Below are 16231 nucleotides of genomic sequence, written 5' to 3'. Positions count from 1 at the left end.
TTGCTGCGAGTCAGTCGGCACGCGCAGTACCGCCCGGACTGGTTTGGCAGACATCGTCGTCTGCGGTCCGACGTCAGTTTGTCCGGGTTGCGCTCCGACCGGACACGGCGGTGCTTTGACGAAGCGCAATGCGAAGTTCGGCTCGGGATGCATCATGGCGGAGGTATAACCTCAGGAGGTCAGCATGAAACCACAATTCCATCTCCCTTTGTCAACTTATCCCGATGCAAGTTCCTTCACCATCGTTGACAACGCGATCGACCTCGCCCGCCAGATTGGCGCCGACCTCCTCGCCAGTATCCCGCAGGTGCGGATCCCACCGATCCACCCGCCGTTTCCAACGGTGGTCGATGTAGACTCATGGCGGGGGCAAGCGGAAGGGTATAGCCGCGACAGTGGGGCCTCGCTTCGAAAATACATTGCCGACGCGGCCTCGGAGAGCGGCGTCGAGGTGCGAATTCATGGCTTCGACGCCAGGGAGCCGTTCGTCTTTGAGTGCTTCGCGAAAATCGCCAGGAGCCACGACCTGTCCATAGTGGAGGCATCGGAACTCTCTCGCCAGCTTTCGGAGACGCTGTTGCTCGAGAGCGGCCGTCCGTTGATTCTGTTTCCTGCCAGTAGCGTCTGTGGTCGCGTCGATACCGTTGCGATCGCCTGGGACGGCAGCGCGACCGCGGCACGAGCGATCTCCTGCGCCCGTATATTCGCCGAGCGGCTGACGAAGATGCAGGTCATCTCGGTGATCGACGACAAGCAGGTCGACGAAGCGAACCGTTCGCTCCTGATATCCTCGTTGAGGCACTCCGGGTTCGAGGTAGAAGACGTATCGATTCAGGCCGGCGGGCAGTCCCCGGCTGCCGCCCTTCAAGCGGCCGCGCTCGAACGGAATGCGGATCTCCTGGTGGCGGGCGGATTTGGCCACTCCCGGCTTCGCGAGTTTATCCTTGGCGGCGTCACTCGGGAACTCCTTTGCAATGCTGACATGCCGGTCCTTCTCGCGCACTAGAAGGCGCGAGGGGCGTGCCGATTCAGGCGGCGGGAGAGACCTCTGCAGCGGCGTTGAATTGGCAGCATTGGAACGGTGCCCAGAATGGATGCCAGGCGCTCCTGAGACGATGGCCTTCCGTGACCAAGATCAAAGACATCAACTTCGGCATCGCTGGCAGCAGACGCTTTTCGGGGGCGTGACCCGCAGCATGATCGAAAACGGTAGGACGCCGATATTCCTGTCGCATTGATTGGAACTCGCTTTAACAGATTACCTTTGACGGTCGCGCAAAGTTCATAGGCGTCATCATCGGCCAGGGCCATTTGATGGCCGTGGCCTTGTGCAGCAGGTCCTACAAACGGGCGCAGCTCGTCCGACGAATAAGTCAGCGAACAGCTCGCCGACCCGCTTGAAGGCGCGGTTGACCGCGACCGCGAGATGCGCGACTTCCCGCGGCATTTCGTCGAACCCAAATGCGAACGGGAATCCATTGGGTCGATGCGATCGGCCGCTTCTGCCGCGGCCCGCACCGGACGCAATGCCTGCCGGACGGACAACAAGGTTCCACCGAGGACGAGGACCAGGAGAATGCTCATCGGCACGATCAGGTGTTCTATCACCTCGTTCCAAAGGACATCGGACATGACGTCGGAAGGATCATCGATCGTTGCGATATCGACAAGGAAACGCTGATTTCCAATGAAAAATGCCCTGCCGCCAACAAGCGACAACGGCTTGCCGGGCGTCAAGGATCGCAACCAGAAATCCGGCGGGTTGACATCGGCCGGAAGGAAGCGCTCCTCGCAGGCGGCATCGCAAGACTCGAACAGGAGCGCGCCGCTTGCTTGACGAACACGGGCCACGTAGCCGGTGCTACCCTGACTGTAACGCTGCTGCACATTTTCAGGAATTCGGTATCGAACGCTTGCACCATCGACCACGATCCCAGATGCGAGCCGCTCCGTTTCCGGCTCGACGAACAGTCGAGAAAGCTCCCCTACATTCCAGTAGTAGTCCGAGAAGACGACGGCGAGCTGCAAGAGCATGGCCAGGATCGCGAAGAATGCAATTCGGCGCGCCAGAATGGCTCCGAGCGTCGGGCGGGATCGGCTCAATCGCGTACCTCGCGCATCATATAGCCAACCCCTCTGATTGTTTCGATCGATGAGTAGGTCCCATGACCTTCCAACTTCTTGCGCAAACGGGAGATTGCCAGCTCGACGGCGTTGCTACTTCTTTCAGCGCCAAATTCCGAGAACGTGTGCTCGATCCTTGATTTTGCGACCACCTTGCCACCGTTACGCATCAGAAGCTCGAGCAATCCTTTCTCCGATGGGGCAAGCGCAATCTCTGTGCCGGCGCACATTACCTGTCGTGAAGCGACATCGAATTGAATTGCTGCATATTCCAGCACTGGCATGGAAGTGAGGGGCGCCCGGCGCATGATTGCGCGTATCCGGGCAACCAGTTCGCCATTGTGAAACGGCTTGGCCAGATAGTCGTCGGCGCCTGCATCAAGCCCGACTATCCGCTCGTCGATCGCACCACGCGCCGTCAAAAGAAGCACCGGTGTCTGCATGCCAGCGGCCCGAAGAGACTTCAAGACGTCGATGCCATCTTCGTCAGGCAGACCGAGATCGAGGAGCAGGAGATCGTACTCGCCCTCACGGAGCGCAAGCCGGCCTTCCTGCGCTGTCCCGAAGGCGTCGATCTTCCAACCTTCGTCCCTGATCGCCTCGCAAAGAAGATCGCGAAGCCGGGCGCTGTCCTCGATGAGCAGAACTCTCATGCCTTCTTTCGACCTGTAACCATCGACCAGACGAGATTTTCCCGATGCCGCCAGCTTTCCAAAATAGCAGCGCCGCCATGGATGAAAGCAAGCACTATAATGCTGTTGGCAATCGTGCCGTGCAATCGCTCCAACCATTTTTCGCCCCAGAAGGCATCCAGTGTCGTCATGCAACCAGTCGTGGCAGTTTCCACAAGAAGCACGATCAGCAACAGCATCATCACAGATGCCAGGGGACTGTGGCCGAGATGGCGCTTTTCGTTCCGACCGACAATGCCACGGATTTGATCCATGACCTTACGCGGCGTCGGAAAGAAGTCGCTAAAGAGCGCGTGCTTCGTGCCAACGAAACCCCATTCAAGCGAATGCCGATCGCAGCGGCCACCACGTAGCCCGTAATGCGATGCCAGTATTTGCCCTCTTCCAAAATGAAAAGATTGAGGGTGCTGGCAACGACGATGGTCCAGTGGAATACCCGGACAACCGGATACCAGACCTTGACGCTTTTCGGAGCGACGTCGGAGGGCGATGCGCCCTCCTTCCTTAGCGAGATCACCGTCATCCTCATTCGCCCTTCTGGACAATATCACCGGATACCGGATTGAAATAGACCTCGGCTCGCTTGCCGTCCTTGTCCTTGCCGTAGATTTCATAGCAATTGCCAGTGATTTCAAATGTCTTCACCTTGTAGCCAAGCGTATCGACCTTGGCCTTCATGGCGTCTTCGGACATCCACTTTGATTTCGGCTCCTTGGTGCAACTTGGGCTAGCCGATGCCAATATCGGCGTGGCGGCGATGATTGCGACAGCGGCGATCAGTTTCAACATGATGTTTTTATCCTTTGAGTAACCCGTCCGGGCGACCTCCGATCAATAGAGGTCACTAGCTGTCGGTTTACTGTCAGGACTTTCGAAACGCTCTCGGGGATTGAGATCAAGAGCCGGAATCATTTCGTCAATATGTGAAGGCCACATCGGGTACCGCTCATCCAAGTGCTTTCTTAGCCCTACGTCTGGCGTACACGAAGTCCGCAACCAGAATCACCCCGGCGACGGCAAATCCAGAATAGTCCCCTCTTTTCCCGCTGACCGGCTCCTTCGACGCGATATCGTCGGAAATCGTCTGGCCATACTGCGACGCGTGGTTCGTGACCGCGGTTTCGATGCATATGGTCCCTGGGGCGGGCGTGGGCATGAAGTCACCCGGATCGAGGACCTGCGAAGTCACTCGGGATCTCGTTCGGGGCGAACTGAACCATCGCGTCCTACGGTTCGCGTATTGCGTTATCGAGGCCACGCAGCAACGGATACAGAAAATAGGAGATCACCGTGCGGTTGCCGACCTTGATTTCCGTGGATACGGTCATGCCGGGAAGCAGCCGCACCGGCACATCTGCGGCATTCAGCCTTGTATCGGCAAGCAGTATCCGGGCCTTGAAGAAGGGGGCGGCCGGCTGGCCGGGGGTGGCGCTCTGTTCCTGTTGGCCGGTGAGGAACGTGTCCTGGCTGATGGTTCTCACCTCGCCCGAGGCGGTGCCGTATTTCTGGAAGGGATAGGCGTCGAGCTTGATACGCGCTTCCTTGCCGACGGCGACACGGCCGATGTCGCGGGTGTTGATCGAGACTTCGGCTTCGAGCGGCACGTTGATCGGCACCAGCGTCACCACCGGTTCGGCCTCGCGCACGACGGAGCCGACCGAGCGTTGCGCCAGGTCGAGCACGACGGCATCGGCGGGTGCGGTCAGCGCCACCATATTGCGGCGCAGCTCCATCTTTTTCAGTTCCTCGTCAGCCATGTCGCGCTGGCCGCGCAGCTCCACCAGCTGCTCCATTGCAGCGCGGCGGAAATCCTCGATGAAGGCCTGGCGGTCGGCTCGGAGCTTGGCATACGAGTGGGCGGCCTCGTCGGCCCGGCCGCGGACGGCGGTCAGATCGGATTCGACGTCGAGGCGGGCGTCGCGGGAGCCGAGCAGCGTGATCAGCGAGCCGCTCTGTGTGTTATAAAGCCGCTCCCGCGCTGCCTCGATCTGCGAGAGCCCATCGCGCCTTTGGGTCAACACCGCTTCCTGGTTCTTGCTGGCGGTGAGCGACGCCGACTGGCCGGCGATTTGCTGCTCGAAATTCTGCAGCTGCGCCGCGTAGAAGGCCTGTCGCTGGCCGAAGAGCTGCGACTGCAGTATCTGGTCGGGCGTATCTCCCGCCATCTTCGTATAGTCGACGCCGGCAAGCTCGGCCTCGATGCGTCTCACCTGAGCGTCGAGTGCGGAGAATTTCGCCTGCTGCTGGTCGACATCGGCCTGGCTGAAAGTGGCATCGAGGGTCGCCAGCGTCTGCCCGGCATGCACCACCTCGCCGGCCTTCACCTCGATCGTGCGGATGATCGATGTTTCGAGCGGCTGGACGACGATGGTCGGCTGGGTGGTGACGAGCTTGCCGGGCGCAATCACCACCTCGTCGATGGAGGAAACCGAGGCCCAGGTGATCGCTGAGGCAAGCAGCGCCGTCACGCAGTAGAGCGTCATGCGCGCCACCCGCGGCGGCGCGCGCTCCTCGAGCTCGACGGCATCGGACTGAAATTCCGCTATTGCCGGCGGCAGCGGCGGCCGGGCAGTCAGTTGCCTTCCCGTGTCTGAGGGGCCCTTGTCTGAGAGGCCTTGGCCTGTGGAGCCTTTGTCTGAAGGAACCGGCAGGTTTTCGCTGGATTTTCTGGCGTGCGCGTTCATGCGACCTGCCTCATTTGTTGGGACCACAGGTGGCGGTAGGTCATGCAGCGCGACACGAGCTGATCGTGCCGGCCGATATCGGCGACCTTGCCGCGATCGATGACGAGAATGGCATCGGCATCGACGAGCGTCGAAAGCCGGTGCGAGACGATGACCACGGTCCGGCCGGCGGCGATGCGGCTGAGGTTGTCGCGGATGATCGCCTCGCTGTCAGGGTCGAGCGCGCTCGTCGCCTCATCGAAGATCAACAGCTTCGGATCGGTGATCAGCGCGCGGGCAATCGCCAGGCGCTGCTTCTGGCCGCCCGACAGGTTGGCGGCGTTTTCTTCCAGCATGGTGTCGAAACCGCGCGGCAGACGCTCGATGAACTCCTCGGCGCCGGCGATGCGGGCGGCTTCCATGATCTCCTCGATGCTGGCATCGGGCTTGGCGGCGGCGATATTCTCGCGAACCGAGCCGCGAAACAGGAAACTATCCTGGAGCACCACGCCGATGCTGGTTCTTAAGTGCACCAGGTCGATCTCGCGGCTGTCATAGCCATCCATGCGCACGAGGCCTTCCTGGCTCTGATAAAGCCCCTGGATGAGCCTTGTGATCGTCGTCTTGCCCGACCCGCTCTTGCCGACCACGCCGAAGACGCAGCCCGCCGGAATGGCGAATGAGACATTGTCGAGCGCAGGCGCACTATCAGGCGCATAGCGGAAGGTGACCCTGTCGAATTCGATGCGGCCCTTCAGATGCGGCCGAACACCTCGCCCGCGGCCCGCCTGCTCCGGCCGCTGGTTCATGATCTCGCCGAGCATGCGCACGGAGAGCGCCACTTCCTGATATTCGTGCACCATGGTGACGATCTGCACCAGCGGTCCGGAGACCCGGCCGGCGAGCATGTTGAAGGCGACCAGCGCACCGATGGTCATCGAGCCGTTAAACACATCGAGCGCGCCGAGGCCGATGATCGCGACACTCATCAGCTTCTCCAGAAGCCCGGTCAGCGACTGGGCGATGGTCGAAATCTTGTCGACCCGGAAACGCACGGAGATCGACTGGGCCGAATAATCGTCCCACGCCTTGCGCTGGCGCGGCTCCAGTGCCAGCGATTTGACGGTGCGCATGCCGTGCACGGTTTCCACCAGTAATGCCTGCCGGTCGCCTTCGGCCTGGTAAAGCGCCTGCAACCGGCGCTGGAACGGCCCGACGAGCATCATCACCACGAGGCCGACGAGCGCTGCGAAACCGAGCACCACAAGCGTCAGCTTGACGCTGTAGAGAAGCAGGATCGGCACGAAGACGAAGAGCGAAACGCCGTCGAGAAGCGTCAGGAACAGGCGCCCCGTCAGGAATTCGCGGATGCGCCCCGTCTGCTGCATATGCTTGACGAGAACGCCGGCCGAGGCCTGCTCGAAAAGTGCGATCGGCAGGTTGAGCAGATGGCCGAAGGTGCGTGTCGCGACGCGGATGTCGATCCTGTTCGTCGCGTAGAGCAGCAGATAGCGGCGCAGGAAGCTGAAGGTCGCGTCGAAGACGAGCGCGATAGCAATACCGATAGTCAGAACCGTCAGCGTCGCATAGCTCTGGTGCACCAGCACCTTGTCGATGACAAGCTGGAAGAAGATCGGCGTCGTCAGGCCCAGCCCGTAGAGCACGAAGGCGGCGAGCGCGACATCGCGGAAGAAGCTACGCTGCTTGATGATCTCGGGCACGAACCAGCGAAATCCGAAGGGCCGGTCCTCGTCGGACATGCGATAGTTGCGCTTCAGTAGGATCACCGATCCGAGCCAGGCCTTGGCGAACTGCTCTTCGCTGAGCATCATCACTTCGGCGCGTGACGCGAGCGGGTCAAGAACGCGAATTCTCTCCTCCTCACCCTCCCCGACGGCGCCGGCGATGACCACCCAGTTGCCGTTCGTCAGTTCCGCGATCACCGGAAAGGCTTCGCCGAGCTGAAACAGGGATCGCCAGCCGAGCGTCAGATGCCGGGCTCTGAGGCCGGCATCCTTGGCCATGCGCAGCAGCTGCCGCACGGCAACGGGATCGTTGCCGACGGCATAGTCGTGCTGCAATCGCTCAGGCGCGAGATCGACGCCGTGATGACGCGCGACGAGCGCTAGACAGTGCAGGTTGGTATGCAGAAAACCACTCATGGCCCACCCGAAACAATACGAGACCCAGTCACTATTTGTTTTATCAGTTGAAGTTCGGCGAAGCGTTCGAAGCGCCGGGCTGTACCGACTGGATATCGGCAGCCGCCGCAGCTGACATATCGCCGATGCGACGGACCGCGCCCGCCTCGACCAACCCGCCGAGCGCCTTTTGCATGAGGTCGACCGCATTGGCGAAGGCATCGACAGGCATGATGATGCGCTGACGGAAGACCGGCTTCGGGTTGTTGTTGGCGTCACGATCGGTTGCCGAAAGCGACATCAGGTCGATGCGCACGATCGTTCCGGTAATGGTGATTTCGCCGATGCCATCTGCATAAAGTTCGTCACTCATTGTTCTCTCCTCTGGTTGGTAATCAAAACGTCTTCACACTAGGCCGTCTTACGCCCATCATGACACTTCTAACTATTTGAATGTGCGAGGATATGTCCGTGCTGCCATGCCGGAAACGGATCGCGGAGGCCGACGGCGGTTTGCGGATCGAAACCCGTCTCCTCGCCGGTCAGGCAATCGCCGAGCGCAGCACGGATCGCTTCCTCGTCGAAGCCGGAACCGATGAAGACGAGCTCCTGGCGGCGATCGCCCCAGACATCGTCCCAATGCCGGTCGATGAGCTGGCGGAACTGCGGAAAGCGCGGCCATTGCACCCGCGGCACCGAGGCCCACCAGTACCCCCTGGTCTCGATGCGGCACTGGGTGCCGGCAATTGACAGAAGGCCGATCTCGTCCGGCCTCGTCGCCAGCCAGAAATGGCCCTTTGCGCGGATGAGGCCCGCCCATTTCCGGTCGAGGAAATCCTTGAGCCTCAGGGGATCGAAGGGCCGGCGACTGCGATAGACGAAGCTTGTTATGCCGTATTCCTCGGTCTCCGGCACATGATCGCCCCAACCGAAAAGTTCCTTGTGCCAGAGCGGATGGCGGGCGGCCTTCGCTTCGCTGAAGAGGCCGGTATCCAGGATCGCGCCAAGCGGCACCTGGCCAAAAACCGCCTCGACGACCTGGGCATCCGGATTGAGCGCCGCGACGACCCGGCGAACCTCGGCAAGGTCGGCGCACGGCACATCGCCTGCCTTGTTGATGATGACGACATCGGAAAATTCGATCTGCTCGACGAGCAGGTCCACGAGCTTGCGCTCATCGTCCCCGTCACGCCTTTCGCCGCGATCGGCAAGGAATTCGGCGCTCTGGTAATCGGTGAGAAGATTGACCGCATCGACGACGCAGACCATCGCGTCGAGACGCGCCACGTCGCAGAGGGCAGCCCCGCTCTCGTCGCGGAAGGAGAAGGTGGCTGCGACCGGCAGCGGCTCGGCAATGCCGGTTCCCTCGATCAGCAGATAGTCGAAACGGCCGGCGGCTGCGAGCCGGCGCACTTCGCTCAGAAGATCGTCGCGCAGGGTGCAGCAGATGCACCCGTTGGTAAGCTCTACCAGCGTCTCGTCGGTGCGCGAGAGGTCTGCACCGCCCTCGCGCACGAGATCCGCATCGATATTGACCTCGCTCATATCGTTGACGATGACAGCAACCCGGCGACCCTCCCGATTACTCAGGACATGATTGAGCACAGTCGTCTTGCCGGCGCCGAGAAACCCGGCGAGAACCGTTACGGGCAATCTGTTGTCTGCACTCATCATCGAAACTCTCACTCTTTACAGCATGCTTGGCCTTGCATCCTCGCGGGCTTTACGCCGCGAGCTGCGGTTTGAACGCCACATCCACATAGTAGTTCGTGCTGTTGTAGCTGGCTGTCGGGAACAACCCGCCCGCCCCGTAGGCATAGACGCCGTTGCTGCCGCCGGGCGCCTTGAGATCGCCGTTCGTCACATCGCTGGCAAAGTAATTGCCGGTCGCCGAGTAATTGCCGTTGCTCGAATAAGAAACGACATAGCTCGTATCCGCCTGGACCGCGATCTGCTGGGTGAGCTGCGCAGTCTGCCAGCCGCTGGCCGTCTCGTTGTTGAAGGTGACGCTGCCGAGCAGCGTGCCCGAGGCGGTCCAGAGATAGCCGCTATGCGGGCCGGTGTTGTCGGCCCCCTTGTAGAAGCGGACGCCGGTGATCCAGCCTGACGTATCGGCCTGGAATTTCATGCCGAGATTGATTTGCTGGTTGTCGTTGATGGAGACGATCGACGGCGTGGCACCGGCGGCAAAGAGGTTCTGCTCCGGCCCTCCCGTCTGGCCGCCGTTGATGGTGAGGGCAACCTGCGCCGACGCCGTGCCGCCCTTGCCGTCTGCTATCGCGTAGCTGAAGCTTGCCGGTCCCGAATAGCCTGCCGTCGGCGTGAAGGTCACCGTCTGGGCCTGGGCATCGTAGGCGACCGAGCCGTTGACCCCGCCGCTGACGCCGGTGATGACAAGCGGATCGCCATCGGCATCGGCGTCGTTTGCCCGGAGCACGGAGGCCTGGATGGTGATCGGCGTGCCGGTATTGGTCGAGAAGCCGCTGTCATTGGCGGCGACCGGAACCGCATTCTGCGCGCCGCCCTGCTGATAGAGCACGTCGACCCAATAATTGCTGGCATTGTAGGAAGCGGTCGGGAACAGGTTGCCCGAGCCATAGGCATAAAGGCCGTTGCCGCCGCTCGCCGCACTCGACGGCGCCGTCAGCGCACCGTTCGTATGATCCGTCGTGAAGTAGTTCGCCGTTGCGGAATAGAAGCCGTTCGAATGGTAGCTCGCCACATAGGTGGCGCCGGCCGTCACATTGATCGGCTGGATGAAGGAAACCGTCTGCCAGCCGCTCGCCGTCTCGTTGATGAAGGTCGCCTGAGCCAGAAGCTGGCCGCTCGCTGTCCAGAGCGAGCCGGCATGCGTGCCGGTATCCTGGGCGCTCCTGTAATAGGTGAGCCCGGTGATCTGGCCGCTGGCGGAAGCGATGAACTTGACGCCGAGGTCGACCGAGTTGGCGTCATTGGCAGCGGTAACGCCCGACGTGTCGGCGCCGGTGAACAGGCTTGCGGTCGTGCCGCCGCCAGGCTGCGAATTGACCGCGAGGCTCACAGTGGCCGACGACGTGCCGCCATATCCATCCGAGATCGAATAGGAGAAGCTTGCTGAACCCGTATAGCCAGAGTTCGGCGTGAAGATCACCGTTTTGGTCTGGCTGTTGAACGACACGGTTCCGTTGACCGCACCATTCGCGGCGGTGATGCTAAGCGGATCGCCATCGGCGTCATGGTCGTTTGCAAGCAGGCTGGCTGCGGCAATCGAAAGTGCGGTGTTGGAATAGGTCGTGTAGCCATTGTCATTGGCGGCGACCGGCACCGCATTGGTTGTCTGGTTGAAGACGACATCCACCCAGTAGTTCGACGACTGGTAGCTGGAAGTCGGGAAATCCGTGCCATTGCCGAAGACGCCGTTACTGCCGGCAAGCGCCGTCAGCGCGCCGTTGGTATGCGCTGAGGTGAAATAGTCTGATGTCGCCACATAGGAGCCTGTCGTGTGGTAGGAGGCGACATAGGTTGTGCCGGCTGCGATATGCACCGGGTTGGTGAATGTCGCGGTCTGCCAGCCGCTCACCGATCCGCTGTCGGCGAAAGTGACGGTCGCGACCAGCGTGCCGTCGGCCGTCCAGAGGGAGCCGGTATGGGCGCCGGTATCGCCGGCCGCCTTGTAGTAGCGGATGCCGGAAATCATGCCGCTGGACGAAGCGACGAACCTCATCCCGAGTTCCAGCGACTGACCGTCGTTGAAGCTTGCGCCCGTCGGCCCTTCGCTTGAGGTAAACAGTGCTTCCCCGGCAGGGCCCTGGTTTACGGTGAGGCTGACGTTGCCCTGATCCGTGCCGCCGCGCCCGTCCGACAGCGTATAGGTGAAGCTTGCAGGCCCCGAATAATTGTTGGTCGGCGTGAAGATGACGGCGCCGTTCTGCTTGTTGAGCGTCACCGTGCCGTTGACGGCATTGCCGACGGCCGAAATCGTCATCGCATCGCCATTCGGATCCGTATCGTTTCCGATGAGCGAGGCGATCGAGATGACGACGCTGTCGTTGCGGGTGATGGTCAGCCCCGTATCGTCGGTCACAACCGGGGCGCTGTTGGGCCCGGCATCGAAGACTACGTCGACCCAGTAATTGGTGCCGGTGCCGGGGCTTTGGCCGGGGAACGTGCCGGCAGTGGTGCCGTAGGCGAAGACGCCGCCGCCATCGACGGCCTTCACCGCGCCGCTGGCATAGGTGCCGCCGGTGAAATAATTGTTTGTCAGCGAGAAGAAACCGCCGCTGTGATAGGAGGCCACGTAGGTCGTGCCGGCGGCAATCTGGATCGGCGAAGAGAACATCACCGTCTGCCAGCCGGAGAGCGGTTCGTCGACGGACACGCCTGATGCCAGCAGCGTTCCGTTGGCGCTCCAGAGGCTGACGACATGGTCGCCGATATTGGAGAAGCCCTTGTAGAAGCGGATGCCCTCCACGGAGCCTGCTGTCGTCGTCTGGAAGCGCAGGCCGAGCTCGACGGAATCGCGATCGATCGCCACTTCGACCGCCGGCTTTTCCGCAAGCGTCCAGAGGCCTGTCGTTCCCGGCAAGGTGACGGTGACCTGCTTGCCGGCCGATGACGCCTCCATATTGACGCTGTCGTCGACGGCCCGTGACATGATCGTGTAGGTTCCGCTCGCCTGGACGACCCAGTTATAGCTCCAGCTCTCGCGGCCGGTGGCCTTGAACCAGTGCTGGCCGCCATCGGTCGAGACTTCCACGCCGGCAATGATGCCGCCGCCGAAATCCTGCGCCGTGCCCGTGATCGTCACATGTTGCCCTTCGAGGAAGCTTGCGCCGACGATCGGCGACGTGACCGACGAGGTGGGCTTCAGCGTGTCGGTCGATTGTGTCGCAAGGATCAGGCTCGCATCCAGCGTCGTCGGCTGAATGCCCATGTCCGCGAACATGTTGACCATCGCCTGTTGCACATTGCGATCGGTTGACGTCGCCGCGCCCTGATGGTTGTCACTCAGCCCCCAGGACCAGAAGACTGTGCCGGCGCCGAAGACCAGCGCGCCGCTTGCCGCCCGATACATGGTCAGGCTGTGGGTCGCCACCGCATCGCCGACCGTCGTGCCGTAATCGCGCAGATAGGTGCTTACCGAGACCGAGGAGAGTGACAGGTCGATCAGCCCATCCGGACGGAAGCCGTTCTCGACATCGGAATCCCATTCGTAGCCGAGCAGGTTCTGCACGAGATTGTAGCTCTCGCCCTGCTGCAGCTCAGCAACATCGGTGTTGCGCCAGAAGCGCAGGTTCGAATAGTCGTAGGGAATGGAGATCGTATCGGAGCGGTAGCTGTCCACCTGGAACATCGTGCCCGTCAGCGAATTCTCCGGCTCCTGTCCCGCATCGGCATAACGCGGATCGCGCCAGGTGCCGGTGCCGACATTGCTCGGATCCGTGCTCGTGCCCCAGGTTTCCTTGTAGCAGACCATGGTGCGGTAGGCCTGGCCGCTGCCGTCGATGCTGCTTTCCCAGCGGACCTTCCAGTAGCACTCGTTGCCGCTCCAGAAGGCGAGGTTGACGCCGGCATCGCGCGCCGCCTCGACATTGGCGCGCTGTTCGGCAGACCAGTATTCGTCATGCCCGACGGAGAGATAGGCGTCGTGGTTGAGCAGCAGGCTGCCGCTACGCGCTGCATCGACGCCCGAAATATAAGATACGTCGTAGCCGTTCTGCTCCAGCCACGAGATGGCGGAGGATTCGGCGCCGAAGATGTAGTCGTGCGAGCCGCCGATCGGGCTCGTATTGGTAATGATCGGCCTGTTATAGCTGACCGCCGAGGCCCGGCCGATGGCCTGCAGGCCGCAGCTGCAGTTCGGTGGCAGGTAGCCGATCATGCTTGCGGGATCGACGGGCACTTCGCCATAGTAGAGGCTGGCGCCGCCCCAGGCATTATAGGCCTGCCATGTCGTGTCGGACGTCTGGAAGACGATATTGCTGGTGGAGGCGTCGTCGCGCACAACGAAAGGAATGATGCTGGCGTCTGCGGTGCCGTCCTCGCGCACCAGCTTGGCGAAATAGACGCCGGAGACCGCGTCCGTCGGAATCTGCCAGCTCGCCGAGACCGACCAGTTGCCGCAGTCGATGAGGCCGAGTGACATATCGACGATCGGATGCGGCTGGATCTGCGCCGTGGTCAGCGATTGCTCGATCGAGTCGACCTTGCGCGCCCCGGCCCCGCCATAATAGCCCATGCGGTAGATATCGATGCGGTAATGGGTGGAATCGGTGGCGATCTTGAAATCGACCGTCTGGCCGATATTCGTGCTGATTTCGGTGGCGAAGCCCTGAATGGTGCCGCCGCCGTCACCCTCCAGACCCCACTCGCTGATCGGGTTGCCCTGCTTCAGGTTTTCGAGCGCGATCTTGTTGGGCGTCGCCGCAGCCGAAGCTGCCGGTATCGATGCCATCAGTGCCGTCGGGGCCGCGGTCGTCTGAGCAGAAACGTCCTGGCTCGGCTCCACCGAGATGGATGCTATCGAGGCCTGAAGGCGCAACGAAGCCGTGCCAAGACTGCTGGAAGAACTGACCGGCGCCGTTTTGGCGCTGCCGGTATCGGCATCGCTGATAACACCCGTAAGCGCGGGAGCAGCAGGCAGTGTCGCAGCCTCCTCGGCCGGATCCGGGCCAAGCACAGTGCGTTGCAATGTCGAGGAAGGCGTCTGGAAGACCGTCGCAGCCGACGCCGTCTTCGTGGACGTATCCTGCGCGCCGCCATCGGCAGCAGGCGCAGGCATCGCCGTCGACGACGCAGGGGACGATTGCATGTCGCCTGATGATATCATGAAAGATGTGACCGTGCCGGTGAAGGAGGATTGGACGGTTGCGCTGCCCTGATTGGCAAAGCTTGGGGAGCCATCGGTACTTCTCGACGATACGACCGTCGCGGATGCAAGTACTGCGCTCCAGGCGGAGGATGCACGAAAGATACTCAACGCTCCACCAAATGTACTCAGGTACTCACGATTACTCACATGAATTCTCCGCATCAGCGGCGTCCCCTTCCGCATCGGCCGGCTCTTCGCCCGCTGTAGCATGACGTTCATTCTGGCACCTTTGCTAAGGGAACGTACGACAGCAATCCGGGGTATGAGGGAGGTATCCCCCTACGCCCATAGGATGACCCTCGCCGCATGCCGGCCGACAAGGCTCCAAAGCTGCCCACCGTTCTGCCAAGTGGCCGACGCTGGTTGAAAGGAATTCTGATTCCGTATCATTTTGCCGGTCCGGCTGGTCGAGGTGGTCAACTCGAGCGTTGTCCTGCGCCGCCCCGTGCTACCAGGCCGGAAACGGATCCTCGAGGGTGGCCCAGTCGCGCGGATCGGCGCTGGCGAGGCATCCGTCCAGCGCGGTCCGTACACCTATCTCGTCCATATCAACGCCGATAAAAACCAATTCCTGCCGGCGGTCGCCCCAAGCGCTGTCCCACCGGCTCTCAAGATGCTGACGAAACTGCTGATGGCCCGGCCAGTCCTGCCGGGGCACGGCTGCCCACCAAAGCCCCATGGGCTCGCAGCGCCGTTGCACGCCAGCGGCCGACATTAGGCCAACGTGACGCGGGCGCGTGGCAAGCCAGAAATGGCCTTTGGCGCGGATCACCCCCGGCCACGGCTCGTCCAGGAATGCTCGAAACCGCTTGGGGTCGAAGGGGCGCCTCGTGCGATAGACAAAGCTCGAGACCCCGTATTCCTCCGTCTCCGGAACATGCTTATCATGGCTGTACAGTTCCTTGTGCCACAACGGGTGCGCTGCCGCCTTTGCTTCATCAAAGAGGCCCGTATTGAGGAGGGTTGCGAGCGAAACCTCACCGAAATCCGTCTCCACCTGGCGTGCGTCGGGGTTGAGTGCAGAAATGATCTTGCGAACTTCCGCGCGGATCCCTTCGGTCGCCTCCGAGATCTTGTTGATCACGACGACATCGGCAAACTCGATCTGATCCACCAGCAGATCGATGAGTGTGCGCCGGTCCTCACCGTCGCGCTGCAGGCCGCGGTCGGCAAGCAAATCGGCACTGCTGTAGTCGGCTAACAGGTTTGCAGCGTCGACCACGGTGACCATTGTGTCGAGCCTGGCAAAATCGGCGAGCGAGACGCCGTTCTCGTCGCGGAAGGAAAAGGTTGCCGCAATCGGGAGCGGCTCGGCAATGCCGGTACCTTCTATCAACAGATAGTCGTATCGCCGGTCTTCGGCCAGCCGTCGTACTTCCGTCAGCAGGTCGTTGCGCAGGGTGCAGCATATGCAGCCATTGCTGAGCTCGATCAATGTCTCCGTCGTATGCGACAGGTTGCAGCCGCCGTCTCGAATGAGACTGGCGTCTATGTTCACTTCGCTCATATCGTTGACGATGACGGCGACCCTCAGGCCCTGACGGTTATTGAGGACGTGGCTGAGGAGCGTCGTCTTACCAGCGCCGAGGAAGCCGGCCAGCACGGTTACCGGGAGCCGCTCGATCCTGTTCATCGGCATTCCTCGAATGTGGGGTCGGAGCGCCTCTCGCCGCGACCAGCATTTGCGTCGTATCAGAGCATGATGCCGAAAAGTGTGAGCGATCTTCTTATGACATCATGCTCTAACTCTTTAAATTAGAA

9 protein-coding genes and 2 pseudogenes are annotated in these 16231 nt (G+C 61.5%); 1 reads left to right on the top strand and 10 read right to left on the bottom strand.

Features of this window, described 5'->3' with window-relative positions; translation table 11 throughout:
* Positions 1-184 precede the first annotated feature (184 nt).
* Complete coding sequence (locus tag J3O30_RS24575; RefSeq protein ID WP_207584416.1) at positions 185-1006, top strand: universal stress protein; 822 nt, start codon at positions 185-187, stop codon at positions 1004-1006.
* 375 nt (positions 1007-1381) lie between these two features.
* Here J3O30_RS24575 and J3O30_RS24570 read toward each other — a convergent pair.
* From J3O30_RS24570 to J3O30_RS24525, 10 genes and pseudogenes are all read right to left on the bottom strand, one after another.
* Positions 1382-2103 (bottom strand): annotated as a pseudogene (locus J3O30_RS24570) (two-component sensor histidine kinase); the annotation flags it as partial.
* The gene (locus tag J3O30_RS24565; protein WP_207584415.1) at positions 2100-2777 is read right to left on the bottom strand and encodes a response regulator transcription factor; all 678 of its coding nucleotides are present in this window, start codon (positions 2775-2777) and stop codon (positions 2100-2102) included. The gene J3O30_RS24565 and the pseudogene J3O30_RS24570, both read right to left, overlap by 4 nt.
* Positions 2774-3339: pseudogene (locus J3O30_RS24560) on the bottom strand (cytochrome b/b6 domain-containing protein). Before J3O30_RS24560 ends, J3O30_RS24565 begins: the two are co-directional and overlap by 4 nt.
* Positions 3340-3341: 2 nt before the next feature.
* Positions 3342-3608: a PepSY domain-containing protein gene (locus J3O30_RS24555; RefSeq protein ID WP_207585179.1), complete on the bottom strand. Its 267-nt coding sequence runs from the start codon at positions 3606-3608 to the stop codon at positions 3342-3344.
* 434 nt (positions 3609-4042) lie between these two features.
* Positions 4043-5500, bottom strand: a complete 1458-nt coding sequence (locus tag J3O30_RS24550; RefSeq protein WP_207584414.1) for an HlyD family type I secretion periplasmic adaptor subunit — start codon at positions 5498-5500, stop codon at positions 4043-4045.
* Positions 5497-7641, bottom strand: a complete 2145-nt coding sequence (locus tag J3O30_RS24545) for a peptidase domain-containing ABC transporter (RefSeq protein ID WP_207584413.1) — start codon at positions 7639-7641, stop codon at positions 5497-5499. Before J3O30_RS24545 ends, J3O30_RS24550 begins: the two co-directional genes overlap by 4 nt.
* 43 nt (positions 7642-7684) lie before the next feature.
* Positions 7685-7993 (bottom strand): hypothetical protein, encoded by a 309-nt coding sequence (locus tag J3O30_RS24540; RefSeq protein WP_207584412.1) that lies wholly within the window; start codon positions 7991-7993, stop codon positions 7685-7687.
* Positions 7994-8061: 68 nt separating this feature from the next.
* Entirely contained in the window at positions 8062-9294 is a 1233-nt protein-coding gene (locus J3O30_RS24535) for a GTP-binding protein (protein ID WP_207584411.1), read from the bottom strand.
* A 49-nt stretch (positions 9295-9343) separates the two neighbouring features.
* Positions 9344-14689: a DUF4082 domain-containing protein gene (locus J3O30_RS24530; RefSeq protein ID WP_207585166.1), complete on the bottom strand. Its 5346-nt coding sequence runs from the start codon at positions 14687-14689 to the stop codon at positions 9344-9346.
* Positions 14690-14918: 229 nt separating this feature from the next.
* Positions 14919-16103: a GTP-binding protein gene (locus J3O30_RS24525; protein ID WP_207585165.1), complete on the bottom strand. Its 1185-nt coding sequence runs from the start codon at positions 16101-16103 to the stop codon at positions 14919-14921.
* Between the last annotated feature and the right edge of the window lie 128 nt (positions 16104-16231).

Source organism: Rhizobium sp. NZLR1, from assembly GCF_017357385.1.
In the GTDB taxonomy this organism is placed as follows: domain Bacteria; phylum Pseudomonadota; class Alphaproteobacteria; order Rhizobiales; family Rhizobiaceae; genus Rhizobium.
This window is presented reverse-complemented; position numbering and strand designations above follow the sequence as displayed.